Origin of the sequence: Rhizobium sp. X9 (assembly GCF_018873185.1) — a bacterium.
GTDB lineage: Bacteria > Pseudomonadota > Alphaproteobacteria > Rhizobiales > Rhizobiaceae > Agrobacterium > Agrobacterium oryzihabitans.
The window spans coordinates 721,028-746,710 of sequence record NZ_CP071312.1 but is presented as its reverse complement, the minus strand read 5'-3'; the positions used below and the strand labels follow the sequence as shown (position 1 = coordinate 746,710).

The following is a 25,683-nucleotide window of genomic DNA, read 5'->3' as shown; positions in this document are numbered from 1 at the left end:
TCCTTACGCGGCCCAGTCGGAAAGCGAATAGGCCCTGATGTAGTCGATCATCATCTGCGAGCCATCGCTAAAATCACCCGCAGACGGCGTTCCCGCCATGCCGCCGACGGCAAGATTGACGAGCATATACATGGGGTCATGCATGTCGTCGGGCGTATCCGTTTGTGCCACCGCGACATCGTCAAAATACCAGGTGATATGTTCCGCGTCCCATAGCACGCCATAGGTGTGGAAGCCTTCCGTGCTCGGCACGCTGACATTGTTGATCACCGATGTCTGTTCGCCCGTTGCATTGGAATGGGTGGACATGATCAGCGTATTGGGGTTCTGGCCGCGCATTTCCACGATATCCAGTTCCGGCGGCCAGGAACCGTCTTCCGGCAGAAGCCAGAAGGCTGGCCACGCCCCCCGGTCGGTCGGCATATCTGCGCGGATTTCGAAATAACCATAGGTCTGGCTGAAGGAGGAATAGGTGTTCAGCATGCCAGACGTATAGTCGTAACCCTCGACCTCGGCGGCGATAGACTGCGGGGTTTCAGCGGCGGTGATGGTCAGCACGCCGTTTTCCACGCTGAAGGGATTGACCTCGGATGTCCCCGCATAAGCGGGGTTGATATACCATTGCGCCTCGCCATTCGTCGTCAGCGAACTTCCCTTTTCCGGTGCCCACCAATATTTGGCGTCCCAGGTTCCCTGATCGCCGCTGCGCAGAGAAAGCGCGTCGAATTCGTCGGCAAAGGTCTGGGTGAGGGATGACCGGTCAAGGCTGAGTTCGAACTGGTCTGCCTGAAGGTCGTCAATAGTGGTTCCGGCAAGCACAACGGCTTCACCATTTGCGAAGTTCAGCCAGAGATCGGCACCCTGTTGGGTGGAGTTGCTGACGAGTTGATCGAAGGATGTGATGCCGTAACCATTCAGCCGGATCGTATCGTTGGCGCTGAAGTCCATGATGAGATCGGTGCCGTTGCCGCTGGTAAAAACGAAAGTATCGGCACCACCACCGCCGATGAGCACATCGTTGCCGGCGCCCCCATCGATCGTCTGGCTGCCCGATCCGCCGGTGATGATATTGTCGAGCGAATTTCCGAAAGCATAACGGCCGTCTCCCGTGACCCGCAGATTCTCGAAATTCTCGGGCAGGGTGTAGCTCATCCAGGTGTCGATCGTATCGATGCCCTCACCGGCATTTTCGACGGCGCGATTGATGCTGGAATAGAGATAATAAATATCGTCGCCTGTGCCGCCCGCCATCGTCACATTGACGGAGCTGTCGCCCCACATGGAATCATTGCCGGCAGTGCCTGTCAGCAGGGGGCCGGAACCCGTGGCGGAAAGAAATCCCTGGGAATTGCCGCTGTAATAAAGTGTGTCTCCAAGCGCATTCACTACTGTCCGGGCCATGAACTGTCTCCTGTCCGTTAGCGTTGGCTTCCTCCCTCCTCCTGCGGAACATCCTAACAGGGCAAAAAGCCTCCTGTTAGGGCCAGAAATGAGGGGTGCGTGTGTGCCGGGACAGATTGCGTAAAAGCGTCGATCTGATTAACGGGCGATGTCGCAACCAGCCAGTTCCGCTTCCTTCACGTCCGTTTTTGAACCTGTGGCTGTGTTTCCGCTCTTGCCGCGCTCCACTCTGCGGTGGCAGGATTGGACCGAAAAGGAGATGCCTGAGATGGCATCTCATCGGAATGGAGTACGAGATTGAGTGTAGCCTTCACCAAGGAAGACAGTGCCGAAACCGCAGCCGAAACCGTTCTGCCGGATCGGGTGATTTCGCCGCATCCCAATCTGGTGACCGAGGCGGGCCTGAAAGCGCTGGAACTGCAATTGCGGCTGGCGCGTGAGGCCTGCGAGGCGGCCAATACCGTCGAAGACATCAATGAAAGACGACGACTTTCCGCCAGCCCTCTGCGGGACGTCCGCTATTTCGCGGAGCGCATTCGCACCGCCCAACTAATGCCGAGCCCGCCCGCAAATGGCATTGTTGCCTTCGGCAGCCTTGTAACCTTCAGCCGCGATGACGGGCGGACGCAACAGTTCCGGATCGTCGGTGAGGATGAGGCCGACCCTGCTGCGGGATCGATGTCCTATGTTTCTCCCGTGGCGCGGGCTTTGATGGGGAAGACGGCTGGCGATGTGGTTAATCTGGGTGGCAGGGAGATTGAAATCATCGAGGTCGGCTAGCGCGCCGGTTTAAGGCTGGAGCCTATGGCCGCCGCTCAAATATACGATTTTGATCGCCTTAGCGCTTGTCGTCCACGCTTTGGTTAGGAGGTCGGATGCCTCAAGCCGCCCAATTTATCCGTGAAGCTCCCTTCATCGCCGCCGCGTACGTTCTGCGTTATCGCGGCCATCCGCATCGCCGAATTCTTCATGAAAAGCCTGAAATCGAGATCGATGAAAGCATAGGCGAGGGCAAGTCCAACATGCGCCATGAAGACAGGATTGAAATTCAGCTCTTCGAACTGGTAGCCGATGATGACCCCAACCGCTGAGTAGGCGAAGAAGCTGACTTTTCGTTTTCGGAAGACGGCATAGATGGTTGCAAAGGCGCTTAGGATACAAAATCCAATGCCGGATGCATAAGCGGTCGCCAGAAAGCCGTTATGAGGCGTGCCAACCTTCGTCAATTGAGACAATTCGCCATATCGAGCGGTAAAGCCAATACCCAACGGATGGTTGAGCATCACCTGGACGCCACCGACAATCGTTTCCCAGCGTTCCTGTGCGTTATTACTCGTGTTGCTGTCCTCAAGAAACCGCTTCGAAAACACTTGCTCCGCAACGTCGAAAGCGCCCAATGGCAAAACAGCTGCGATGGTCAGGGCAGATAGAGCAAAGCCGAAATATGTACTGAGCAGCATACGGATAGAAAAATTTCTGATGTAGAAATAGAGCCCGATGACAAGAACCGCAAATATCCCCGACCGGTTAAGCGTGAGAGTGAAGGTGGCCAAGTAGATAAGTAAAAATACTGCGAATAGTGCAGGGCGCGTGTTGCGTTCTGCAAGATAGGCTGCCGCCGCGCCGGCCAGAGCGAACACCGGTCCCGCCGTATTCCCCACCGGCCAGATGCCTCCCGCTTTTTCGACGCGTAACAGGAGCGGGCTTATTTCACCTTTTGCCGCAGCTTCCAGCACCCCGGCTTCATCGAACATGAAAGACAGGCCAAGGGACGCAAGCTGGTCGTGAATGAAGATGTCGAGAAACAACAGTATCGTTACCGCAATGAAGCCCGCGAATATGCTCCAGCAGAACAGTTCGAGAAGATTTTCCTTGAACAGCATGTAGGCGAAAAACAGAAAATAAACCGCGTAGAAATAGGTCATGGCCGTGGTGTAAAATTCGCCATCGCCGCGTTCATCGGCAAAGATAGTCGTCAGAGCGAAAAACGCTGTCAGCGGAACGAGATATAACAGAGTGATCGAAGGGGTAAGGCACCGAATATAGAGCAACGCGATAACGGGTAACGTCACCAGCACCAGCAAGTCGGTGATGTTGAGAAAGCGCAGGCCGATATTGCTCGTCAAGACATTGCACTGAATGAAAAAACCAATCGAAAAAACAAAAATGGACAGAAAACGGCCGGGAACATTGACTGTTTTTGACGGGTAAAGCGGCATTGCCAGGACGAAGCCCGGTAACGGGAACTGACGCGCTGTCAGCACATTTGCGCTTCGGGTCATTCGCGGCCTGTCTTTCGATGGCGGACCTGGAGTGGCCCTGTTTGAGGGCGTTATCCCCGCAAGGCTACAGGGGGATGACAGTGAATAGTGGTCTTGACAGCATTGCCGCGCAAGACAATTTTTCTGTTTCAGCCGCTCAGATTGCCTTTCGGCAGGGGGCCTTCCGCGACGATCACCCGCTGGATATAAAGCGGTTCATTGGAATTGAGTGGATTAGCACCGAAGGCTGGATAGATTTGCAGGTATAGGCCGAAACCGCTGGGGCTAAGGTCGGGGTCGATGGCGATCTCATTGGCGACGGCCCATATCCAGCCACTATTGCCGATGGCGTTCATTCCACCAAATTGCAGGGCTGCGGCATTGATCGTACGGGATGTGCCCCCGCTTTTCACAACCAGGACAACAAAGGGTGGGCGTTGCCCCTCGGAGTATTTGTAAAGCACCGCAAATGAAACGGTTTTGCCAATCATCGCTGCCGCTTCGGTACTGCGGAAGTAGCGAAGTAGCCCGACGGTCTGGCTGCCATTCGCACGTAGAGCGAGGCTATGGGCGAAGGCGGGAGAAAAGGTGACATCGGCGGCTTTGGTAACAGAACCCGGCGCGTTCAGGCTCCACCCCGTCGGAACCGAGCCTGACCAATCGGTGAAATCGCCGTTGGCGATGAGATTGGTGGCGGGAAGCCTCGGCCAGCAAGGAGTCTGAAAGCTGCTGTCGGGCGCAGACGCCAGATAACAACCGAACAAGGTTCGGGCGATGAGCCGAGAGCCGGCATCGTTCGGGTGAACATTGTCCCGGTAAAGCGCTGCGTCCTTGCCGTTCGCCACAAATGCCGCATGCGTATCCACCAGCGTCAGGTTCGGATGAGACCGGGCCACATCGAGGATCGCTTGATAGACCTTGTCGTAACCCGTGTTGTCGCGCCAGGGATTTTGGGTGGTGATCAGTTGGGGAGTGCCATGCCATTGCCATTCTGTCATGCCCAGCGGCCCGAGCAGGGTGGATCGCCCCGAACTCAGGATGCCGCCGGGTGCCTCGAAGCTCTGCATATTGTGTCCATGATGCATGATGCATACGTCGGGGCGTGGAATTTTCAGCGCTGCCGCCCGTTGTTCCGCGAGCATGTAAGCCGCCGTCCCGCCTGGCAGTGCGGCGAGATAGACCGTGAGCGTCGGGCCATTACCGGCGCGCAGCGTGACCGGTTCGGCATAGGCTTTCGGTCCGGTGGGCGCATCTGTCTGCCATTCGGCCCATCGGTACACCACCACCTTCATATCGTGTAATTCACCAAGCATCATGGCAAATTGCTGGAATGGGCCCACATCAGCATAGGCTGTGCTGTCGCCATTCACGAAGATCGTTGCACCCTGTCCCGCGGTCAGACGAGCGCGTAACGGCGAGAGAGCGTTCAAGGCCGGGACCAGGGCGCGCATATTCCCGGGGACGATGCCGAGCGTTACGCCGATCATGCCGGCACCTCTTCCGTTCCCGTCCTATATATGCATATGTTATGTTTGAGCGCAGTCATTGGTCGTTCTCCTCGTCTGGCCGCAGGATAACCCTGCCGTAAGATCCGGGGAAAAACGCGAAGAACCTGAGCGTATAAATCTGAACGTCACGCATTTTTCTTTGAATTATTTTAAAATACAAAAATAGAATATTTTTCTTTTATTTTAAATGGACCGGATTTTTGATCCGCATAAAGGTTTAAATGTCATTTTTTTTAAGCGTAAGCAAGCATTGTCGTTCATACACTGAAGCTCATGATGAAGATATGCCTGTCGTCACCGATCATCTTGGTGCCGCTCACGGCCAGCCTGTTCGTGCCCGCAATGATGGGCAATTGCCAATTGCGTGCTGCGACACGCTGCAGGTGACGCCATGACATCCGCTCTTTTTGTCAGCCATACCGGTGAGAAGGGCGGCGCGGAGCTTTTTTTGACGGATCTGGTCAAGGCCGGGCCACATTCCTGGCGCGCCTGCTTTCTCAGCGGCGGCGCCGCCGCGGATGATCTCGAGGCCTCTGGGCGGCCGCCGATCATGTTGTCCGCCGGCAAAAAAATGCTGTCGATCCGCCGTGATTCATCGGTTGGTGCAATGCTGCGTGGAGCAGCCGACGTGGTGGCCGTCGCCTGGCAATTGAGCCGGGAGGCGAGACATTACGACGTCATCTGCGCCAATTCGCAAAAGGCGCTTTTTGTTTGTGCGCTTGCAGCAAAGCTCAGCCGCCGCCCGCTCGTCTGGGTTTTGCATGATATTGTCACCGATCCAGCCTTCAGCGCTGCCAATCGTCGCACGTCGCTTGCATTTGCGCGCCTTTTTGCGAGGGTGGTTGCGGTCAATTCGCAGGAAACGGGCAGGGCTTTCATCGAAGCTGGCGGTGAGGCAGATAAGGTCCGCATCGTTTACAATGGCTTCGACCCCGCAAAGGCCGCCACTTATGATGCCGGCAAGGCCGCGCGGCTGCGCGCGGAATTGGGTCTTGGCCCCGAGCCTGTCGTCGGGTTGTTCGGCCGGCTGAGCGAATGGAAGGGGCAGCATATCTTCCTGGAAGCAATTGCGGCCATGGATGGCGTTCAGGCCGTCATCGTCGGTGGGCCGCTGTTCGGGCAGGAGGCCTATGAGGCACGTATCCGCGACCAGGCATCCCGTCTCGGTCTGGATGGTCGTGTCCGCTTCCTCGGTTTCCGTTCGGATGTTCCCGAGCTGATGGCAGCGATGGATGTTGTCACTCACACCTCGATTGTTGCCGAACCATTCGGCCGGGTCGTGGTCGAGGCGATGATGTGTGGCCGGCCGGTTGTCGCTACGCGCGGCGGCGGCGTTACCGAAATCATTCGCGATGGTGAGACGGGCCTTCTCGTGCCGCCGGGTGATGCTTCGGCACTTGCTGCGGCACTTTGCTGCATCCTGTCGCATCCGGCGCTGGCAGAAAGGCTGGCGCAGAAGGGGCGGGAAGATGTGAGCCAGCGTTTTTCGCTGGAGGAGACCTGCAGAGCGGTTTCCGCGCTGCTGGCTGAAGCGGCATGAAGCCCCCGATGCGCATTCTCGTAAATATGCCGAGCCAATATGGTGGCAAGGCTTCCGGCGTCGCCCGCGTTACCTTCAGCCTGCTGGAGCAGCTTTTAGAGCAAACGCAGGACGATTATATTCTGCGCTCTCCCTGGACGCGGGCGCAACTGCCAGAAAGCCTGCGCGACAGCCGTCTTCAATTGATGGAAACTCCGCGGCCGCGTATCATGGTTTTCGATGTGCTGCGTCAGGCCGTGGCCTTGCCTGCACTTTGCCGCCGGCACCGTATTGATGTGCTGTTCAACGCCGATCCTTTTGGAAGTCCCCTCGGCGGTAAACGACGCGTCACGCTCGTTCATGATCTTTATTTCAAGACAATTCCAGAACAGATCGGCTGGCGGGCGACCTTGACGACCGATTTCATTTTCCGCCTGATGATGGCCGGTTCGGACCGCATCACTTGCGTGTCCGAAGCGACACGAAGGGATTTGGCGCGCTTTTATCCCTCTGCCGCCAGCAAAAGCCTGACCATTCACTCCGACAGCACCTTGAAGGTTGATCCGGAGGCTGTAAACGGGCCGTCGCCCGTTGCCGGGCCTTATATACTGGCGGTCGGAAACGCGACCTCCAACAAAAACTTCACCCTTCTGGGCAAGGCATTTGCGGTGCTTGGCAAGGCAAGGCCGGATTTGCATGTCGTGCATGTCGGCCGCGACGATGTGGAGGAAATCGGCAATGTGCTCGACGACCCGGAATTGAAGGCGCGGCTGATCCGGCTTTCCGGCATAGACGACCGGCAACTGGCTGAACTCTATCGCCATGCCGCCTGCCTTTGTGTGCCTTCGACCTATGAAGGGTTCTGCCTGCCGGTTCTGGAAGCGCAGCAATTGGGATGCCCGGTCGTCTGCTCCAACCGCTCCGCGACGCCGGAGATCGCTGGCAAAGGCGTTCTCACCTTCGATCCCGCCGACCCGGATAGTCTTGTCGCTGCACTTTACCGGCTTTTCCAGGAACCGGGTCTGGCGGACGATCTTCGCCGGGCGGGTTACGAAAACCGCAAGTTATATTCATGGCAGAAGGCGGCGGAGAGCTATACGCGGCTTTTCCATAATATCTGACGTCTAACGGGCGCGTTTTCGCCTTGGAATCCCATGGCTTATGACCGGATGCGGTTGTGCAGATCCGCATAAAGCGTTTCATAGGCCGCAACCACCCGTTCGGGCGCGACGCCTTGCGAAATCCGCTCTATAGTTTCGGATGTCTCTTTGAGAAGCGAGGGGTTGCGCATCGCTTGGGTCATGCGTGCGGCGAGTTCAGCGGCATTGCCGGGCGTAAACAGACGCTCCGGTCTGTCCCTGCCGATCTGTTCTGCAACCCCGGCGAGATTGGCACCGATGACGGGAACGCCACGCAGAATGGCCTCCGCGACAGTGCGCCCGAAAGCCTCCGGCCACAAAGGCGGTACGATAAGGCAATCTATGCCCGCGAAAAAACTATCGGCATCGACATAGCCGGGGAATTCGACGGGTAGGTCGGCGCACTTTTGCCGATAGGCTTCGATGCCGCCTGGTGCCCGGCCTGCCATCACCAGCCGCCAACCCTGTGTCGGTAAAAGCCGCAAGGCCTCCATCAGCAGGTCTGCGCCCTTGGGCGCCTCGATACGGCCGAGATAGCCGAAAACAACCGGCTCATCCGGCCTGCGCGGAATGCGCTCACTCTGTGAAGCCGGTGGCGTTATGGCGTTCCAGATCACCACGCGGCGGTTTTCGGGCACATCAGTGAAAAAGCCGGCCTTCACATGACGCTCGACAATATCGCGACCGACACCGGCGACAGCATCGACGGCGCATTGGCAACGACGGTGCAGATAGGAAAAGGTGCGGCATTTTTTGCTGCTTCCGTCGCAAATATGCCCGTCGTGATACAGGGATCCATTGGTGCACATGCTGGTGAAATCATGCAGGGAATGAACGAGCGGAATGCCGCGCTTGCGGATCATCGGCCAGATCAGCGGTGTCAGTTCCGACAATGAATGGGTGTTGACGATGTCTGGACGGAAATCATCAATGACAGCTGCAAGCCGGCGCACGAGGCGCGGGTCCAGTTGCACGGCGATTTTATAATATTTGCGCTTCCATCCCGGCTGCTGCTCCCAGTCGCCGATAAAAAACGGTGTGGTGTGCCCCAGTCGATGAATGGCGAAACCATCGCGCAGCTCCACAGCCTCCTGTTTCCGGGAGATTGCAGCCACCGCAACCGCGTGTCCCTTTTCCGCCAGACCACGTGCAAGGTCCTCCACGAATATCTCCGCGCCGCCGACCCGGTCAGGAGAAAATAGCGATGTTACCTGCAATATCCGCATGCCAATTTCTCGCGCCTATCTGGTTCTGCAATCACTACAACTATTTCGCATCGCCGGAATATGGACCATGTCCCGGCTCCACGACTGCTAAAACGTGGTTTTCAACGTTTCATCCTGACCGACTACACCCGCCATTGCCGGGTCGGCTGAAGATTGTCTGCGCCGCCGTTCGTCCCGCTCCACTCCGGGTGGGCGAAGGCAAAGAGTGACGATGGGGGCAAGGAAGGCGGCATAGGCCATGGCGAAGCCGGGCACCTGCAGCGAAAAATCAAGTGTCGAATGGAGCATGACGAGCAATAGTCCGGCAAGGCCGAGATGGGAGGCGTAACGATAGCTTTTGCGCCTGCGCGCCCCGCGAATAAAAATAACCAGTTGGGCAAGCACAAAAAAAGCCGCGTAAAAGGGAAAGGCGATGCCGAGCGTCAGCAGGCCTTCGGCATAGACATTATGGGCATGGGTGACGACGGCATCCACGCCGCATTGTGCCGCATGATAGGGCGCATAGTTTTCCGCAAAACTCGCAAGACCCGACCCCCAGGGCCAATTGTCGGCGATGGCCCGCATGATGCCCGGCATATAGCAGAAGCGCATGTCGTCTTCCACACGCGTTTCCATGCGAAGCGCCACCCGGCTGGCGAAAAGCGAGAACAGGGCGATGGCGATGGCGAGCATGAGTGCTGCCCTGCGTTTAAACCCACGCCGCTTACGTCGCGAGGCGGCCGCTTTGCGGCCCGTTCTCAACGGAGCGTTGAATACGGTGAGAAGAATAAGGAGAAGCACCGCTGCGAAGCTCGACATGATCCCCGCGCGCGATCCGGTCAACATCAGTGCGAGAAAGCAAAATGTGGTGAGAACGCCGATGAAGGCGGCTTTGCGAATGAGGCGTTTCTGCTCATCCGGCACCGCCAGGCGGTTGGCCACCAGCGCCCTGATCATTCTCCAGTCTGGAGCCACGAGCCTTTTGTGCAGCAGCGCCGCCAGGGTGAGAAGGATGAGGCCGAAGAACGTCGCGGCTGTGTTGCGATTGACGAAAAGACCGGTCAGGCTGCCGAGATAAAAGCGTTTCTGAATAAAGCCCAGCATTTCCGGGAAAAGCAGAAATTGCAGGATGGACCACAGCGCCAGCCAGCCGCCGGCTATTGCAAACCACCGCAGCGCCTTTGCCGCGCGCTCGTCACTATCGAAAATCACAAGGCCGGCCATGAAGACCCCGAAGGGCAGGGCAGCGCTCAAAAGGCCGAGTTGATCATCCGCCGGAGTGAGTGAGATTGTGGCCGCAGGCACGGCCTGTGTGAACATGGCGGCGGTTGCCCAGGCCGGATTGGGCGGGGCGATGCCTGGCAGGGACGATGTCTGTAGCAGCGCCTGGACGATGAGTGCTCCGAGCAAAAAGCTGGCGGCTGCCAGCGCTTTGCCGGATCCGCCCTGTGGCGGCCCTAACAGCAGAATGGAAGGCACCAGCAGGACATAAATAGCGATGGTAACGACAACGCGGCTTTCGATCTCGGTCGCACCACGATTGAGAAGCGCGAGAAGGAATATCGCCCAGAACGCGACTATCGCGGCCACCCGGAAATAATCTTGAAATGCGGCCGGTCGCGGCGGCGAGAAGGACAGCGGTTCTGACTGGGCTTCGAATGGTGGCATGGGGTTCGGCTTTGTAAGAAGTTTGCGGCGACAGTGACGGAAACGAAAAGGCGCTATCCGCCACTTCGCATATTTTGCCTCACGACACGGGCTTGGAACGTTTCGTGCTACCCGCTGGCTCTTGCGGACAGGCATCCCGCAAGGTCCAGCGTAGAATTTCACCTTCCCTGCCACAGACGACCGCTGTGTCTGCGTCTCTGGCCGCTTCGGCCTGCGGCAGCGCTTCTTTTGAAAATTGTTGCCACATTACGAAACGTCCGCGTATCAGATTGGCGTCGGCCGGCCCGTAGAGATGGGAAAAATTCATCAGCACGGCAATTTCCAAGGGCGAGGCGTTGCGCAGCGCACGAACCATGGCAAGACGCAACCAAACATCGCCGTTTGCCGGAAAACAGAAGAGCGCGTGGCGAACATAGGTTTCGGCAAAACCAAGACGCGCCGCCCCGGCCTTAGATGCCACGTCTTTGCCATTCGCATCGAGATCGGCCAGAACCAGTCGCAATCCCGCTTTGACGATATCTGAACGGCAGATTCTTTCTGCAATGACGGGGCGAAGTCCATCGACCGCCTGGGCTAACATATCGGGTGCAAGGCCGTTGCGGTCGTCGGCAATTCCTGCCATCGCGACGACATCGGAGAAACGTCGCGTTTCGGAGAATGCCTGTGCCGCGATCGACAAAACGAACACGGAAACGATGAGAACCGGCACGACTGCGAAGACCTTGCGCAGGCGCATCACGCCGTCCCGTCTAGTCATGGTAATATCTGGTATAGCGCGAATGATAATATTCGCTCGAGCCGTAAGCCCGGTAGAGCTTCAGCTTTTCCGTATCCACCTTGTTGAGAATGACGCCGAGGCATTTCTTGCGGATATGGACTTCGTTTTCAATGGTATTTCGCACGGCCCTGCGGGCGGTTTTGCCCCATTCGGTGACGAAAACGAAACCGTCGATCCGGCTGGCCATGGCGCGGGCGTCGACCACCGGCCCGAGCGGCGGCAGGTCGACAATGATGTAGTCGAAGACGCTGCTCGCCTCGGCCAGCAATTTGTGCATCTGCGCTGACGTCAACAGTTCGGAGGAATGCGGCACGCGTTGCTTGACGACGGTCGGGAGGAAAGCAAGCCGGGTCTTTTCGTCATGCAGAAGCACATCGCGAATATTGCGGCCTTCCAGCAGTACTTCGAGCAGGCCCTCTGTGGCGTGACGCGCCAGAGCCCGTGTGGCGCCGGGATTGCGGATATCGGCATCCAGCAGCAGCACCCTTGCGCCCTGTCCAGCCAGAAGCTGCGCCAGATTGATGGAGATCGTCGATTTCCCCTCGCTCGGAAGGGCGGATACGACACCCACCACCCGCGCGCCATGTTTCGTGGCAATGCCAAGATCTATGGCAAGCCTTGTGCTGCGTAACGTTTCGGCAAAGGACGACAGCGGGTGGTCGACAGCGTAACGGGCGACGCTGGAAGGGCGTGTTGCGGCGGGTGCTTCATCTTGCCCCTTCGGCACCGCGTCCGCGCCAGGCTTGGTCTGGACGAGGGGGGTGTTGCCCAGGAACTCCAGCCCAAGAACGTCGCGCACCTGTTCCCCGGTCCGGAAGAAGCGGTCGCGGAATTCGCGGAACACGGCGATGCCGCCGCCGGCGGCTGCGCCCATGATCATGAACAGTGCCAGGATCATGGTCTTGTTTGGCTTGCTCGGCGTATATGGCGGCATCGCCTTGGAAATCACCCGTGCTTCTGTGACGGGAAAGGATTGCTGCTGCATCGCTTCCTGATAACGCTGCAGGAAGGTCTGATACATGTTCTTGTAGGTTTCGGCTTCACGCTGCAATTCGCGAAGCTGAACCTGGGTCTGGCTGGCGGAGGTGCTGACGTTGGTGGCCTTGGCGACGCTCTCCACGAGCGATTTTTCTCTTGCTTCAGCAACCTCCAGATCGCTTTTGTAACTTTGCGCGATCCGGCTGATTTCCTGGAACATCAGTCGGCGATATTCCTGCATTTCGTTGCGCAGACGCACCGCCTGAACATGGTTGCTGCCGAGCCGGCTTGTGATTTCCGCTTCGAGTTTTGAGGATTCGAGATATTTTTTGCGCAGATCATTTGCAACCGCGCTGTCGAGAATATCGGTGACGACCGCATCGACATCATCGGTGGCAAGAATATATTCGATGCGCTGCACGCGCGCCCGCGCCCGCGCCGTGTCGGACTGCGCGAGGATCAGTGCACTGTTGGACGCCGCCAGTTGCTGGTCGGACAGCAGGCCGCTGGTGCCCGTCTCGATCAGATTGTGCACGGCCCGAAATTTTTGCACGGCCAGATCGGTTTCAAGAGCGCGCTGGCGCAATTCGGCGATGCGGTCCGACAACCAGTCGCTCGCCCGCTTCGTCGCCTCATATTTGGAGTTGAGCTTATCCACCAGATAGGCTGACGCCACGGCGTTGACGATCTGTGCGGCGAGAACCGGCGACGTCGAATTATAGGTCAGTTCCAGCGCATAGGTTCGGCCGATGCGCTTGACGCTGAGGCCCTGAAGCAAACGGTCCGACAGCGATCTCTTCAGGGTTCCATCGTCAATGACAGTCTCTTTTTTGACGGGTGAAAACCATTGCGAAACATTGACCACCGAACGAACGGTGCTGAATATCGAACTCAGAAGCGATGCTCGCGTTGCCCGGAATTCCTGGTTTTCCGCCAGATTGAGACTGTCGACCACGGCAAGGCCGATTGTTTCGGATTGCAGGACTTCGACCTGGCTGAGAATGGAGGCTTCGTCCTCGATGACGCCGCCGATTGTCGATAGCTGCTCGACGATCTGGCTGTTGTTGCGATCAATCAAAAGGGTCGCCGAGGCTGAATAGATCGGAACGGCCGTTGCGGCGAAAGCGAGACCAATTGCCCCGGCGACGGCAATCGCGGCAAGGACGATGCGCCATTGCCGGCGGATCATCGCAAGAGCGGCGTCGATATCGATAAAGTCGGCTGTAAGTCCGCTCTTATCGTAATCGGTCATCGTCAGAGGATCGTGCCTTTGCAACAACTGTCAGCCTCGCTTTTTCCGGCGGGCGCAATGCCCGCCAAGTCTCGGTTGCATCGTGGAACAGTCGATCGCCATCTCCGGAGGAAATGGCAAAACCAGGCTCAGACGGGACTTGTGCTCGTTGGCGTGCTGGTGCTGCCGGTTGAAACCGTTATGGACAGCAAGGCGCCGGTGGCACCGGTTGTTGTCGTTGTTGTTCCACTTCCACTTCCTCCACCGCCGACGGGCGCTGCTCCACCCCCGGCTTGTACCGTCCCGCCCGTATCACCCGCAGCACCTGAGCCGCCGATGCTGTTGCCGCTGGCAGGCGTGGAACCGGCGCCGCCGATAGGAGATGCAGCTGCTGCGGCGGCTGCGGGTGCAGCCGGGCCGGCAGCCGTTCCCTGGACGTTTTCGCTAAAGGCGATCAGCAGGTCGGAGGGTACGCCGGTACCCTTTGTCTGCAACTGTATCGCGGCCGCAAGTATCGTATTGCCCCTCTGCATTGCCGTGGAGTAAGCAAGTGCGAGACCTTCGCCGACAACTTCGGAGAAGTCCTTGTTGGCGACCTTCTGAGCCAGTGCAACGACGACGGGCAATTGGCTGGAATCATTCAAAACCATGGCAGAAAGCTGTTCGGAGAATTGAGCAGCGCTGGTAGAGACGGCAATGATCGGAAACCCGTTCGTGACTTCTCCTGCGATGTCGGCGGTTGCCGCATCGGTGCTTGAGGCGATGGTGATCAGATCCTTGACCGTGCCAGGCGCCGGCGACTGCTTGAACAATTCTGCAGCGGAAAGAGCGACGGTGCCCGGATTGGCGCTATGAACGCGCGCCAGAAAAGCGGCGTTGGTTTCATCTGCGGCCTTGACGGGCGCGCTTGTCGCGGCGCTTTCAACGGGGGGCGTCTGCTCCTGAACAGCGGCAGGTGCGTTTTCGACAGTCTGGGCGTTGGCAGCTGCGGAAAAAAGGCCAATGCTGGTAACCAATATCGCACCAGCGAGCGTCGAGCCGTTACGAAGGCGGGACATTACAACTCTCCAAATTTTTAAAATACAAACTTAAGTATGCGTAATGTCGAACAGGGTTATCCAACATTTAAAATTTCTTCTTAAATCGCACAGGCCAAGCAAACGATCAAGTGTTAAAATACGCCTCGGGCCGCAAGCTGCAGCTATCCTTAATGTCCAACTAGTATGGATTTCCGTTGAGAGGATCAGGATACGGCGATCTTTGTTCGAGGCGCTATAATCCTGTCACGAAGCCATGTTGTCGTCGGCATTTCGACGAGGCGGTGAAAGGCGTGCGCTATCGCGATGGTGCTGACCACGACAAGCAAGTAAACCCCATTGTTCCATCCCTGCGGAAGCGCGAGAACACCTAAAGCTCCCTTGAATCCGAGAAAAATGAATGGATGCAGCAGGTAAAGCGCATAGGAGGAGTCTCCGAGCGCTGCGAAAGGCTGCGCGAAGCGCGGTAGAGTAATCCCTTTCGTCAAAGTGGCAGCGATCATGAGCAAAATTGCGCCGCCACCCAAGACAAACAGCCTCGGAAATGAATAGAAGCCCGGATTTCCATAGGATTCGAACACACTCAGGTCGACAAGTGTCCAAATCGCCAGCCCGCAGGCACCTGCCGCAAAACCAACCGCTGGCGGAAGGCGCAAGCCCCTCAGAAAAAATACGGCGAGTACCATCCCCGCAACAAATTCGAGAACGATAGGCTGGAGCCAGAAACCGAAAGGCAAGGTAAAATCAAAAACGGAGCCGATCAGGACGCCGGCGCACAGGGTGCCTGCTGTCGCCCAAACAGCGCGTTCCAGCGGCAGGACGATGAAAAGTGCAAACACGGCATAAAAAAACATTTCGTAGTTCAGTGTCCAGCCGAGATCGAGGATCGGGAACGGATAGGCGTCGCCGTAACCCATGCTGTCATACGGAATGAAGAAATAAGAAGTCAGGATTGCCTGTAATGACGGGAAAGCCTTGACCCCGAGAAGGGCGGCTGCTGCCAGCGCCGTCAACCGCAGCGTGAGCGCAAACCAGTATAGAGGAAGAATGCGGATTAGCCTTCGCAGGAGAAAGGCAGATCGTCCGCCGGTCGTCGCGAAATAGGGTCTTGAAGCGTAAACGATGACGAAGCCGGAAATAACGAAAAACAGATCAACACCGGCACCGAGCTTTGTGGTGGGGAGTGGAAAAAGAGAAAATTCCCAATTGGCGTGCGCGTGTAGTGCAACAATCATCGCTGCTGCTGCTGCGCGCATGATCTGAAGCACGTCTAGACGTTGTGAGCCAGTGACTGGCGAGTTTTTTGATGTTTGTGTTATCATTTTTATCTACAAAAAATATATTTAATAGGATTTTCTGCTCGGCCGTACAATATGCATTTTCCCATCTCATAACATGCCGCCGACGAAGCAATGCATGAAATCAAGGGAGTAGGAACGCACCCCTTATGCCACTAAAACACTTCCAAAACCGTGAGCTGGTCGCTAGTGGGAAGCCTGTATTGCCCCTCTTCCTGCGCAATCACCTGCTGCGTTACAGACCCGTCATCGTGGAACCTGTGTGCGATGACCTGGCTATGTGTGCCCGTTACCGAAAAGACCGCGGACCGTTCAGCAGGCGGGTTTTCAATCCCTGCAGGCCATTGCCAGCCCCGGATTGCGAGCCACACCGGCACGAGTAAAGCGCCATCGGGTCTTGTCAGCCGCAAGGATACTCTTTGGAGATCGTTCTGGATAAAATCGACGCGGCGTTCGGCTGGCGCTGTTTGCCGTCTCGCCTTGCAAAGCGAAAGCAGGGCGCGGACGGCCTCGTAGGCGGGCGTGCGGCTTAGGTCGTAGCGCAACAGACCGAAGGATGTTTCTGGATTTGTGTCATCATCAGCGAAGCTGGAAACCATCTCGTAAATATAGGACCGGCGGATACCGCTTACGAAACACCATAAAAGCATGCGTGGCATATAGCGCGCCTTGATGCCTTCGGTCACAGGAAAATGGAAGCTCTTGGTCTTCAGGGAGGTGTGGTAGCCGATCTCTGTGGCGAGTATCGGCCGGCGCGGCGCGATGGGCGCCGATGCGGTCACAAATTTTGAAAGCTCCCCAGGACCGGTCGTTTCGGGATGTTCCATGCCTGCATAGGGGTGAATGTTGCCGAAGTCGCACATTTCCTCAAGATTTTGCGCCAGCGGTATGTTCGTCTGGATATAGCTCGGTGCGACAACGCCGAGGGCATTCAAGCGCGGAGTGGAGCGGATTGTCTGGTAAAGTGCCGCCTGATGTTGCGCGGAGCGGCGCGGCGCATTTTGAGGATCCTTCGTCAACACCGGTTCGTTGCTGCCTTCGAAAAGCTCGATGCCGCCATCACACCAGTCATAGAAATCCGCGAGCCTGTCGAGCGGCGTGGAGACGTAGGGGTTGAGATCGTCGTAGCAGATGATTGTGAGGCGAATATTTGCCGCCACGATCTGCCGCAGACGCTGGAACACGGGGCTGTTGCGTCGGTCTGTAGCGTTAATCAGGCCCTCGTCACGCAGGTGGCGTATGCCGAGGGCTTCCAGTTCGGGCAGGATTTGTTCAAAGCGTTCCGGATAGACGCCGTTCGTGCGGGCAAAATGACCACACACGCCGACACTGTCCAGAAATGCTTCCGTGTCGGCAGAAACGGCGGGCTGCGCCTCTGCAGTTGTGGAACGCAGCCCCGTCGCGGCGACCAATGCGGCAGGTGCGGCGGAAAGAAGACCACGCCGTGTCAGACGGCCCATGGCAATCGGCAGTTTTCCGTTCATCTGCGTCTCCTGGCAATCCGGGCGAAAGTCTATCGTAGCCGCCATCGGGCGAGATGGCGCTGGTTTAAACGGCAGCGAAGCCTGTCAGAATGTCCTGGAAGTTTTCGGCATTTTCGGTCGCCATCAAATCCATTTTTCTGAAACAAAATAAATATATAAAGCAGTAATATTTCGATCTGGCGTGGCGGAGATTTCCCACGTGAGCCTAAACATTTCTCATATAAAAGGAGCCTAACACGAGACTGGTTCTTTTCGCAACACGGGATGGCTTTTGCCGCGCCGCGAAAAAAATGACTTGAAATGGCGTCAATTACCGTGCTCTTTAAAAGCAGATTTTTGGTTATTCATATTTTCAAGCGTTAGATCTGTTCCGTCTTTGTATTTTTGCAAATGTCCATTTGTTCTCGATCGTTCGGGGATATGGGCGAGGCCGGAGTGGATGTCATAAATTTTCGATGAAGGAAAATAGAGCGTATCCGCATGCGAATTCTCCATCTCAGCAGCCTTTATCCGCCGCATATTGTCGGTGGATGCGAACGCTCGGTCGAACATCTCGCCGAGGAACTCGTCTCCATGGGACATGACGTCGGCGCCGCCTGCATAGAGCGGCAGGCCGAACCCAAAACGGTGCGCAACGGCGTCAGCGTTTACCGCATGTTCCACAACAACGATTTCTGGCTCGAGGACTGGCCGCAATATACGCCGCAGCAAAGGCGCATGCAGAAGCTCAAGCAGCAATGGAATTTCGACGTCGAGAAGCAGTTCGAAGCTGTTCTTGACGATTTCAGGCCGGATGTTCTCAACACCCATTCGCTGCTGGACGTTACAACGCTGGTGTGGCGCGCGGCCCATAAGCGCGGCATTCCGATTGTTCACACGATCTGCGAATATGATCTCCTGTGCGGCAACGCGGCGATGTTCAAGGGCGGCAAGCCCTGTGAGCACATCCATTTCGGCTGTCAGGTGGTGAATTTCACCAAGAAATTCACGCAGCGTTATATTGGCGCAGTTGCAAGCGTCGGCACGGAAATCCTGAAGACGCATGTTAATCACGGGCTATTCCATCACATTCCGGAAAGCCTGCGCCGCGTCATCTTTTATTCCTGCACCGTTCCGGATGGCGATCCCGTCGCACGCCGGCAGATCGACCGGGCCGGACGGCCGCTGACCTTCGGTTATATAGGCCGCATCAACACCGAAAAAGGCGTCGGCAACATGGTCGATGCCTTCAGGGAAATCGGCCACGGCAACTGGCGCTGTCTGGTTGCCGGTCAGGCCATGGACGATTCCATCGAGCGGTTCAAGGCTCAGGCGGGTGACCTGCCGATCGAGTTTATCGGCTGGGCAAAGCCCAAGGAATTTTTCGAAGAGATCGATGTTCTCATCGTCCCATCCTTTTGGGCAGAACCTTCGCCGCGCACGATATACGAGGCCTATGCCATGGGCGTGCCCGTTATCGGTGCCGCATCCGGCGGGATTCCGGAACTGATTGGCGAGACCAACCACGACTGGCTGTTCGAGCCGGGCAATGCCGCAGATCTTGCCGCGCGTATTCGTCGCGTATTGACGCTTTCGCGCGAAGAATTGCCGACCGAGGCGGATTTCGGAAACATCGTCGAGGAGTCCACCTCGCGGCGAGTGGGCGAGAATTATGTGAAGCTTTACGAGGACGTGCTGGCAAAGCAGGGCGAAAACCGGACCTTGCGCGCATCGTAAAACCGGTAAGGGCTCTCCCTGAGAGCCTGGTTTTCTTCGAAGGAAATGGCACATGGCGGAAAGTAATACCGATAGAGTCCGTTTTTATATGCTGGACTTGGATCGTTTTCTGGTTGCCAGGGATGTCGTTCCGTGTCGACTGGCTTTGCAGGCGGCTAATTGATGACCACTTCAAATTCGATAGGCAGCGCGGCGGTTCGGGGAGTTTTCTGGTCCATCGTCCAGAACTGGGGCGGGAAGCTTTTTACATCCGTCCTCTTCATCGTTCTCGCCCGTTTCCTCAACCCCACAGATTACGGCATGGTCGCGACTGCGGGGCTGGTTCTGATGCTGATCCAGATGCTGTCGGAATTCGGGTTCGCGGATGCGATTGTGCAGAAACGCGATCTGGAGCCGAGCGACGTCAATCTGCCATTCTATGTCTCGGTCGCGGTTGCGACGCTGCTGGCCATCGCCGTTTGTGTGTTTTCGCCGGAACTGGAAAGCTGGTTCGAGGTGGATGGGCTGGCACCGATCATTGTGGCGATCTGCATATTGCTGCCGCTGAATACCGCCTCGCTTTTTCAGGAAGTGAGCTATCGGCGTGCACTCGCCTTCAAGCCGCTGGCGATCAGAACGTTCATTTCGAATATTATCGGCGGTGTCTTTGCGATTGTTTTCGCCATAACGGGCCTCGGCGTCTGGAGCCTTGTCGTTCAGGGCTATGTCGCGACCGTCGTCAACCTCGTTTGGCTGTGGCGGAAGCCCTACTGGCTCCCAGGGTTTACGCTCAGGCCTGACAGTTTTATCGGATTGCTTCGCTTCGGTTCGTCGGCGCTCGGCTTGCGTATTGTGGAGTTCGCGTCAACGCGCCTGATCGATTTCATCATTCTGGGACGTTATGGCGTGGCTGCCTTTGGGCTCTACACCGTTGGCAGTCGTCTCTACCAACTTATGATGCAACTGCTTCAGTCGGCACTTTATGACGTGTCCCTGACGGTTCTTTCCCGCGTATCGCACGAGCGTGAGCGCATGGCGGAACTCTACAAGCAGTTGATCGCCATATCCGCAATCGTCTCGACGCCGGCCTTCGTGCTTTTTGCCGCTTTGGCGCCGGAGATTTGTCGTGTGCTGTTCGGGGCGCAGTGGCAAGGGGCGGATGAAATCGCGCGGCCCCTGCTTCTTCTCGGCGCCTTGCAATGTGTGCAGTTTCAGAACGGCCCGTTTCTCTCCGCGCGCGGAAACCCGAACAAGGTCTTGATTGCCGGTACCGTCAAGTCGGTTGCAACAATCCTCATGATCCTGTTGATACCAACAGACAGTATCGGTGAACTCGTCGTCGTCTACGTTTTCGGGCAACTGGCATCCACACCCTTCACCTTCTTTTTTGTCTCGCGTGAACTGGATGTTCCGCTCCGGCGCATATTTCTTGTGCTGCTACCGAGTTTTGCCGCGAGCGGTTTGTGCTTCGCGCTGGTTCACTGGATGCGACCTGAAATCGCCGGACTGGGCCTGGGCGATTTCATATCCGGCATCCTGCTCGGATCCACCTTCGTCGTCACTTACTTCTTGCTCATGGCGTTGGTTGCCCGGACACAGGCTCGATCGGCGCTGATGTTCATCATGAGCAAGGTGCTCTCACGGAAGGAAGCGCATGCGTAAACTTGTCAAAAAGATACTCCCCGCACCGCTGCATCGTGAATGGGTGAAATACAACGAGCGCCGTAATCAAGATATTGCGATTCATCGCTTTTTTGATGCTCTGCAAGAGCAGAAACAACAGATAAAGCCGCTTGGCGGTGGAGATCAATTAAGCCGGCTTTTGATAGTCGCTTGCGATCCTTTTTCCGTTTTTGGCTCCATTGGTGATGACGCCATGATCACCGCGACGATACAACATGCCTACGCCAGGAACTCCAATGTTGAAATTGATGTCCTTGTTGAAGGGGACGGTGCTGTGGATGTGGTTCGGCAGAGGGGATTAAATCCCATCAATATCTTCGGCGAAGCTGATTTCATCGGAGCGCTTTGCAACCAGTTCGCGGCCAGGCAGTATGATTTTGTCGTGGTAGTGGGTGCCGACGTCATGGATGGATATTATCATCCGCTGGTCACCGCGAAACTTCTGGCAAGTGCTGATTTGGCCGCAGCTGCGGGTATCAAAAATGTCATCCTCGGTTTCAGTTTCAATGAAGCACCTCACGCCATTCTTTCCATGTTTTATAGCGCGCTTCATCCGGGTGTCTCGATCAATGTTCGCGACCCAGTCTCTCTCGACCGATTAAAATCCTTTGCTGAAACAAAGGCGGCGCTGGTTGCTGATTCAGCATTCAGTCTCGTTGCGTCAGAGCCTGATGAGGACACGAGCGCTTGGATCGCGCGGAAGCGCGCCGAGGGCTACAGGGTGATGGGCTTCAACCTGCATCCCATGCTGTTCAAAAATGCGGATCGGAGCCAGATTGAAACGATCATCAGGCGCGGGGCCGAAGCGTTACGGTTTGTGGCTGATGAACGGCCAGTATGCTGGCTGCTTATACCGCATGATTACCGGGAAGGTTTTGGTGACCAGTTCTGCCTTCAGGGGGTTGCCGGTCTCGTGCCCGCATCATTGGCGGATCGGGTTCGATATCTGCACGGTCAATGGTCGGCACCTGTTCTCAAGGGGATCGCAGGGCGGCTTGATGGAATTGTCAGTGGGAGAATGCATCTTGCCATAGCAGGACTTGGCAAAGGCGTTCCGGTCATATGCATCGCCTATCAGGGAAAGTTCGAAGGGCTTTATCAGCATTTTGGACTGTCGTCCTCGGATCTGCTGTCTCCCTCCGCGTTCTATACGGATGACGGTATCAGAAATGCGTTGATGGAGTTCGTCGACAATGTCGATGCCCTCCAGGAGCAGGTCAAACAGAAACTGCCCGATGTCCTCGCCCTATCAAAAAATAATTTCAAGATATTCGAGACCTTTCCAAAACAAAATTGATTGATGTCATGAAAGTCGCTTTTGTCTCAGCTATCTCTGCCGTTCCTGCCAATGAGGGTAACCGTAGCCGGATACTCCAGTTGACGCGGGCTGTCCGCCGCCTTGGGCACGACGTGCATTTTGTCTATATTGATACGCCGATAATAGCCGATTTCGATCCTGCGGCTCATGAAGCAGAATTCGGCTCTGGGCACCTGCATTTTGTCTCGCGGCAGCCTGGCGGCGTTAAAACACGGCTTGTCCAGGATCTGGGTTTCGAGCTTGGGTTCACAGCGTTTCGCGGCGTCCGAAAGGTTCACCGGCTTCTCGGTCACGATCGTGGTTTCTACAATTACCTGGACGAGTTCTATTATCCGGAAATAGGCCGGCAGGTCCGCGATATTCAGCGCCGGCTGGGAATTGACGCCGTTATCGTGGAATATGCTTTTCATTCGAGGGCTTTTTTGGGCCTGCCTGACGATGTGCGTCGCATCCTCGATACCCATGATTCCTTTGCCGACCGTCACAAGGCATTCATCAACACCGCCAACAAATACGGCTATTGGTTCTCGGTCCCCCCGCAGGTGGAATGCAAAGCGTTCCGCCGCGCCGATGTGGTTGTCGCCATACAGGAGGAAGAGGAGCGTACCTTCAGGCAGCGGCTGGGCAAAGAGGCACCGGCCGTCGCAACTGTCAGTCATATTCTCGACCTTGACGGAAGGGTGGAAGACCTCACCTCGAGTGACTTCCTGTTCCTTGGCTCAGGCAATGATGCCAATATTATTTCCCTGAATGCATTCCTTGATAACGTCCTGCCTCTCATCAGGGCGGCGCGTCCGGATGTTCGTCTGGTCGTGGCCGGTAGCATATGCGGCAAGATCGAAGACAGGGAAGGGGTTGTTAAACTTGGCCGGGTGGACAGCCTGAAGGATGCGTTTACACGCGCACCCCTTTCGATCAATCCCATCGCGCTTGGCACGGGCATCAACATAAAGCTGCTCGATGCGCTGGCAGCCGGTATTCCCACGATCAGCAGCCGGACCGGCGTAAGGGGGGTGCCTGAGCGCTATCGCAGCGGTGTGGTCGTCGTGGAAGACAATGATCATCAGGCTTTTGCCGAGGCTATCCTGCAGCTCTCCGCCAGCCGGGATCAGCGTGAGGCGCTGGGAAACAAGGCGTTTGAGGACGCTGTGGAATGGAACCGCCAGCAAATGACGGCGCTCGGCAACATTCTCAGTGGCAGGTAACCTTGATTTCAGGCAAATCGCGATCGTCGTGACGCGACCCACCGCCATGATCAAATCAGGTACAATCCCGCATCCGATAATTTCAGCACAGTAAGCCTGCCGGTCGTAAAAGCGCCGGTGTCGATGCCGATGCGTTGCGGGCCGCTTTCCGGTTCCGCGACCGGCGTGTGGCCGTGGATGACGAGAAGGTCGAGGCCCGCACCTTCCGAAAGGAAGGGTTCCCTGATCCACAGCATATCCTCATCCGTCTGCATCTCGAGCGGTATCCCGGGCCTCAAGCCGGCATGCACGAAAATGTAAGGCCCGATGCGGGCGTAGATTGGCAGGCTGGACAAAAGCTGGCGGTGGGTCTGTGGGACTGCGCCGATCAGTGCGTCCTTGAACGGCTGAAGCCGCAGGCGACCCTTGTGCAGGAAATAGTCTATATCGACGCCGTAGGACAGAAGCGTCTGGCGGCCCCCGAAATCCAGCCAGTGCATGTTGTCTTGCGGATTTTCAAGAAAATCGCTGAATAGCTGCTCGTGATTGCCGCACAGAGCAATGCGACGCAGCGGCGCCGGCGGCGGTTGCAGCAGATGCTGGAGAACACCGCAGGAATCGCGTCCGCGATCGACATAGTCGCCAAGGAGAATGACCAGAGCGGGGGATGAACTGCCTGCCAGGTCCGCGAGGATTTTCCGTTCCGCCTGCAGCAGCAGATCAAGGCTGCCATGCACATCGCCGATGGCGTAGATCGGAAAGGAGACCGGCCTGTCGCCAAGGTCCAGTCTGCGCCGCCTCCGGTCGTCGCGGGGGGCTGGCTGCTTACGACCGCGAATCCAGTTGAACACCTTGGGCATAGCTGGCGATACTGTCTCTCCGGCACCAGGTCAATAGCGTTGAAGGCGGATGCCTGCTGCCCGCCAATAGAGGGTTGGTTAGAGGGCTTGCTGGCTTCCGTCAAAACCCTTCTGAGGGACATGTCCAGAGGCCTGCATGGGCTGATGCTGGCGGCATCGACAGCAAAGCAGGCGCCGGTTTTTCGGAAGGTTCAGCGGGGGCAACTGAGGGGGCATGGCCCCCTTTCTTGTTCGAACGAGAATATCCCGAAAGGCCCTGGCCTAGAGTTTCAGCCAGACACGCGGGTTTTCATGCGACTGGATCTTGATCCATTTCAGATCCACCGATTTCCACGGCTTGACGACATTGGTGCGGTTGTCCAGCACCAGATCGCCCTGACTTGTGCTGACCACCAGAACGGCGTGGCCGACGCCATCGGTGGTGCGGGCGGTGGCGATGCGCAGGGCGCCCGAGGGCCAGCCGGCGCGCAAAAGGCGTTGCCGCTTGGTCACTGCGTAATCATCGCAGTCGCCGCTTGCCGGGTTGAGCTTCCATTCATCCTGTCCGTCCAGTTCGCCGACATAGGCTATCGACGTATTGATCTCCGAGTTGATGCGCTGCAGTTCTGTGCGCTTCTGTTTCGTCAGCTCAACCGTGTCGCGATCGCCAATCCGCACACATTGGTCGGCGGCATTGTCGCAGAATTTCGCAAAGGCGATGGGCGCGATGGTTGGACGGCTTGTGGTCATGAACTGGCCGGGCCGCGATGCGGCGGGGTTCTTTGCCAGGCCACCAAGCGGGACGGCAGATACCGTTGTTGCGATACTTACGGATATACCCGTGGCGACTGCCAAAGTCTTTGCCAGACGGAATGCTTTATTCGCCATGTCTTGCCCCTGCACAGTTGTTTTCTCTTGTACCAGGGAAGATAGCGGCCCTTTCTTGCAGGCCGTTTAAGTCGATAGATTGCTTTTTAAGGAAATTGAATTTTATCCTCCGTTGATAAAAGACGGTGAAATCGGTGTTAAGATCTCAGTTGCAGCGGGTTCGGCCCTGGGTGTTGTCGATAATGCAGGTCTGCTGCGGGGCGGCATTGCGCTGGTCGCGCCGGGCCTCCGGCGAGACGCGGTTGCCCGCCGGTGGCCGGTCATGATTGCGATAGACTTCGAAATTGCGCCCGCCAATCGTGCCCTGCGCACCGCCGCGTCCATCCGGCGTGACTTCGAAATTCTGATATTGCTGTGCCTGGGCGAAGGTGGTGAGAGCCATCAGCACGGCAAAAGCACCTACCGCCGGACCTTTCCGCAATCTTTCTGCTTGATGCCTGTGCGAGACCATGGCCATTTCTTCCGTTCACGGAACGATGGTTGATTGTATCACCGATGCCCCGTCGTGCGTGAGAATGATTTCGCGTCCACTAGCCCGAATCGCCGCCGCGCCACCGTTGCGCATCAGC

General features: G+C 56.9%; 21 protein-coding genes. 7 read left to right on the top strand and 14 right to left on the bottom strand.

The window, feature by feature from the left end; genetic code table 11:
* Positions 1 to 3: 3 nt before the first annotated feature.
* Complete coding sequence (locus tag JZY08_RS18340) at positions 4 to 1,401, bottom strand: family 16 glycosylhydrolase (RefSeq protein ID WP_216333034.1); 1,398 nt, start codon at positions 1,399 to 1,401, stop codon at positions 4 to 6.
* Between the two features lie 297 nt (positions 1,402 to 1,698).
* Between JZY08_RS18340 and greA the strand changes: the two genes are divergently transcribed.
* Positions 1,699 to 2,181 (top strand): transcription elongation factor GreA, encoded by a 483-nt coding sequence (gene greA, locus JZY08_RS18335; protein ID WP_216333032.1) that lies wholly within the window; start codon positions 1,699 to 1,701, stop codon positions 2,179 to 2,181.
* 83 nt (positions 2,182 to 2,264) lie between these two features.
* On the opposite strand, the gene JZY08_RS18330 is transcribed toward greA, so the two are convergent.
* From JZY08_RS18330 to JZY08_RS18320, 3 genes are all read right to left on the bottom strand, one after another.
* On the bottom strand, positions 2,265 to 3,683 hold the full coding sequence (locus JZY08_RS18330) for an O-antigen ligase (protein ID WP_216333030.1): 1,419 nt from the start codon (positions 3,681 to 3,683) through the stop codon (positions 2,265 to 2,267).
* A gap of 128 nt (positions 3,684 to 3,811) precedes the next feature.
* A complete protein-coding gene (locus JZY08_RS18325; RefSeq protein WP_216333027.1) occupies positions 3,812 to 5,149 on the bottom strand; it encodes an SGNH/GDSL hydrolase family protein in 1,338 nt (445 codons plus the stop codon).
* 278 nt (positions 5,150 to 5,427) lie between these two features.
* Positions 5,428 to 5,568, bottom strand: coding sequence for a hypothetical protein (locus tag JZY08_RS18320; RefSeq protein WP_216333025.1), 141 nt, complete (start codon positions 5,566 to 5,568; stop codon positions 5,428 to 5,430).
* On the opposite strand from JZY08_RS18320, the gene JZY08_RS18315 reads away from it, so the two are divergent.
* Both JZY08_RS18315 and JZY08_RS18310 read left to right on the top strand, forming a co-directional pair.
* Entirely contained in the window at positions 5,562 to 6,710 is a 1,149-nt protein-coding gene (locus JZY08_RS18315) for a glycosyltransferase family 4 protein (RefSeq protein ID WP_216333023.1), read from the top strand. The two genes, JZY08_RS18320 and JZY08_RS18315, sit on opposite strands and share 7 nt — an antisense overlap.
* Positions 6,711 to 6,718: 8 nt before the next feature.
* Complete coding sequence (locus JZY08_RS18310) at positions 6,719 to 7,810, top strand: glycosyltransferase family 1 protein (protein WP_216333021.1); 1,092 nt, start codon at positions 6,719 to 6,721, stop codon at positions 7,808 to 7,810.
* 38 nt (positions 7,811 to 7,848) lie between these two features.
* Here JZY08_RS18310 and JZY08_RS18305 read toward each other — a convergent pair whose 3' ends face one another.
* The 7 genes from JZY08_RS18305 to JZY08_RS18275 all read right to left on the bottom strand — a co-directional run bounded on the left by JZY08_RS18305 (position 7,849) and on the right by JZY08_RS18275 (position 17,507).
* Positions 7,849 to 9,054 carry a glycosyltransferase family 4 protein gene (locus JZY08_RS18305; RefSeq protein WP_216333019.1) on the bottom strand — a complete coding sequence of 402 codons (1,206 nt, stop codon included), beginning with the start codon at positions 9,052 to 9,054 and terminating at the stop codon, positions 7,849 to 7,851.
* Between the two features lie 87 nt (positions 9,055 to 9,141).
* Positions 9,142 to 10,701 carry an O-antigen ligase gene (locus JZY08_RS18300; protein WP_216333018.1) on the bottom strand — a complete coding sequence of 520 codons (1,560 nt, stop codon included), beginning with the start codon at positions 10,699 to 10,701 and terminating at the stop codon, positions 9,142 to 9,144.
* Positions 10,702 to 10,780: 79 nt separating this feature from the next.
* Positions 10,781 to 11,437 (bottom strand): hypothetical protein, encoded by a 657-nt coding sequence (locus JZY08_RS18295; RefSeq protein ID WP_216333448.1) that lies wholly within the window; start codon positions 11,435 to 11,437, stop codon positions 10,781 to 10,783.
* Between the two features lie 13 nt (positions 11,438 to 11,450).
* Complete coding sequence (locus tag JZY08_RS18290; protein WP_216333016.1) at positions 11,451 to 13,709, bottom strand: polysaccharide biosynthesis tyrosine autokinase; 2,259 nt, start codon at positions 13,707 to 13,709, stop codon at positions 11,451 to 11,453.
* A gap of 128 nt (positions 13,710 to 13,837) precedes the next feature.
* Complete coding sequence (locus tag JZY08_RS18285; RefSeq protein WP_137039118.1) at positions 13,838 to 14,746, bottom strand: hypothetical protein; 909 nt, start codon at positions 14,744 to 14,746, stop codon at positions 13,838 to 13,840.
* Positions 14,747 to 14,931: 185 nt separating this feature from the next.
* The gene (locus JZY08_RS18280) at positions 14,932 to 15,981 is read right to left on the bottom strand and encodes an acyltransferase (RefSeq protein WP_137039117.1); all 1,050 of its coding nucleotides are present in this window, start codon (positions 15,979 to 15,981) and stop codon (positions 14,932 to 14,934) included.
* Positions 15,982 to 16,178: 197 nt separating this feature from the next.
* Positions 16,179 to 17,507: a hypothetical protein gene (locus JZY08_RS18275; protein ID WP_216333015.1), complete on the bottom strand. Its 1,329-nt coding sequence runs from the start codon at positions 17,505 to 17,507 to the stop codon at positions 16,179 to 16,181.
* A gap of 480 nt (positions 17,508 to 17,987) precedes the next feature.
* On the opposite strand from JZY08_RS18275, the gene JZY08_RS18270 reads away from it, so the two are divergent.
* The 4 genes from JZY08_RS18270 (at position 17,988) to JZY08_RS18255 (ending at position 23,408) form a co-directional block, all read left to right on the top strand.
* Entirely contained in the window at positions 17,988 to 19,223 is a 1,236-nt protein-coding gene (locus JZY08_RS18270; RefSeq protein WP_216333014.1) for a glycosyltransferase family 4 protein, read from the top strand.
* A 162-nt stretch (positions 19,224 to 19,385) separates the two neighbouring features.
* The gene (locus JZY08_RS18265) at positions 19,386 to 20,864 is read left to right on the top strand and encodes a lipopolysaccharide biosynthesis protein (protein WP_216333013.1); all 1,479 of its coding nucleotides are present in this window, start codon (positions 19,386 to 19,388) and stop codon (positions 20,862 to 20,864) included.
* Entirely contained in the window at positions 20,857 to 22,182 is a 1,326-nt protein-coding gene (locus tag JZY08_RS18260) for a polysaccharide pyruvyl transferase family protein (RefSeq protein WP_216333012.1), read from the top strand. Before JZY08_RS18265 ends, JZY08_RS18260 begins: the two co-directional genes overlap by 8 nt.
* 8 nt (positions 22,183 to 22,190) lie before the next feature.
* The gene (locus JZY08_RS18255; protein WP_216333011.1) at positions 22,191 to 23,408 is read left to right on the top strand and encodes a glycosyltransferase family 4 protein; all 1,218 of its coding nucleotides are present in this window, start codon (positions 22,191 to 22,193) and stop codon (positions 23,406 to 23,408) included.
* Between the two features lie 50 nt (positions 23,409 to 23,458).
* Here the strand turns inward: JZY08_RS18255 and JZY08_RS18250 are convergent, their stop codons facing one another.
* The 3 genes from JZY08_RS18250 to JZY08_RS18240 form a co-directional block, all read right to left on the bottom strand.
* Positions 23,459 to 24,247, bottom strand: coding sequence for a metallophosphoesterase family protein (locus JZY08_RS18250; protein WP_003497324.1), 789 nt, complete (start codon positions 24,245 to 24,247; stop codon positions 23,459 to 23,461).
* A gap of 261 nt (positions 24,248 to 24,508) precedes the next feature.
* Entirely contained in the window at positions 24,509 to 25,114 is a 606-nt protein-coding gene (locus JZY08_RS18245; protein ID WP_035242857.1) for a transglutaminase-like cysteine peptidase, read from the bottom strand.
* Between the two features lie 145 nt (positions 25,115 to 25,259).
* Positions 25,260 to 25,535 (bottom strand): hypothetical protein, encoded by a 276-nt coding sequence (locus JZY08_RS18240; protein WP_253204139.1) that lies wholly within the window; start codon positions 25,533 to 25,535, stop codon positions 25,260 to 25,262.
* Positions 25,536 to 25,683 lie beyond the last annotated feature (148 nt).

What these genes read in the sequence shown, in the direction of transcription:
- JZY08_RS18340 (WP_216333034.1), bottom strand. Translation starts at nt 1,401, where the DNA reads ATGGCCCGGACAGTAGTGAATGCGCTTGGAGACACACTTTATTACAGC.
- JZY08_RS18330 (WP_216333030.1), bottom strand. Translation starts at nt 3,683, where the DNA reads ATGACCCGAAGCGCAAATGTGCTGACAGCGCGTCAGTTCCCGTTACCG.
- JZY08_RS18325 (WP_216333027.1), bottom strand. Translation starts at nt 5,149, where the DNA reads ATGATCGGCGTAACGCTCGGCATCGTCCCCGGGAATATGCGCGCCCTG.
- JZY08_RS18315 (WP_216333023.1), top strand. Translation starts at nt 5,562, where the DNA reads ATGACATCCGCTCTTTTTGTCAGCCATACCGGTGAGAAGGGCGGCGCG.
- JZY08_RS18320 (WP_216333025.1), bottom strand. Translation starts at nt 5,568, where the DNA reads ATGTCATGGCGTCACCTGCAGCGTGTCGCAGCACGCAATTGGCAATTG.
- JZY08_RS18310 (WP_216333021.1), top strand. Translation starts at nt 6,719, where the DNA reads ATGCGCATTCTCGTAAATATGCCGAGCCAATATGGTGGCAAGGCTTCC.
- JZY08_RS18305 (WP_216333019.1), bottom strand. Translation starts at nt 9,054, where the DNA reads ATGCGGATATTGCAGGTAACATCGCTATTTTCTCCTGACCGGGTCGGC.
- JZY08_RS18300 (WP_216333018.1), bottom strand. Translation starts at nt 10,701, where the DNA reads ATGCCACCATTCGAAGCCCAGTCAGAACCGCTGTCCTTCTCGCCGCCG.
- JZY08_RS18295 (WP_216333448.1), bottom strand. Translation starts at nt 11,437, where the DNA reads ATGCGCCTGCGCAAGGTCTTCGCAGTCGTGCCGGTTCTCATCGTTTCC.
- JZY08_RS18290 (WP_216333016.1), bottom strand. Translation starts at nt 13,709, where the DNA reads ATGACCGATTACGATAAGAGCGGACTTACAGCCGACTTTATCGATATC.
- JZY08_RS18285 (WP_137039118.1), bottom strand. Translation starts at nt 14,746, where the DNA reads ATGTCCCGCCTTCGTAACGGCTCGACGCTCGCTGGTGCGATATTGGTT.
- JZY08_RS18280 (WP_137039117.1), bottom strand. Translation starts at nt 15,981, where the DNA reads ATGCGCGCAGCAGCAGCAGCGATGATTGTTGCACTACACGCGCACGCC.
- JZY08_RS18275 (WP_216333015.1), bottom strand. Translation starts at nt 17,507, where the DNA reads ATGAACGGAAAACTGCCGATTGCCATGGGCCGTCTGACACGGCGTGGT.
- JZY08_RS18270 (WP_216333014.1), top strand. Translation starts at nt 17,988, where the DNA reads ATGCGAATTCTCCATCTCAGCAGCCTTTATCCGCCGCATATTGTCGGT.
- JZY08_RS18265 (WP_216333013.1), top strand. Translation starts at nt 19,386, where the DNA reads ATGACCACTTCAAATTCGATAGGCAGCGCGGCGGTTCGGGGAGTTTTC.
- JZY08_RS18260 (WP_216333012.1), top strand. Translation starts at nt 20,857, where the DNA reads ATGCGTAAACTTGTCAAAAAGATACTCCCCGCACCGCTGCATCGTGAA.
- JZY08_RS18255 (WP_216333011.1), top strand. Translation starts at nt 22,191, where the DNA reads ATGAAAGTCGCTTTTGTCTCAGCTATCTCTGCCGTTCCTGCCAATGAG.
- JZY08_RS18250 (WP_003497324.1), bottom strand. Translation starts at nt 24,247, where the DNA reads ATGCCCAAGGTGTTCAACTGGATTCGCGGTCGTAAGCAGCCAGCCCCC.
- JZY08_RS18245 (WP_035242857.1), bottom strand. Translation starts at nt 25,114, where the DNA reads ATGGCGAATAAAGCATTCCGTCTGGCAAAGACTTTGGCAGTCGCCACG.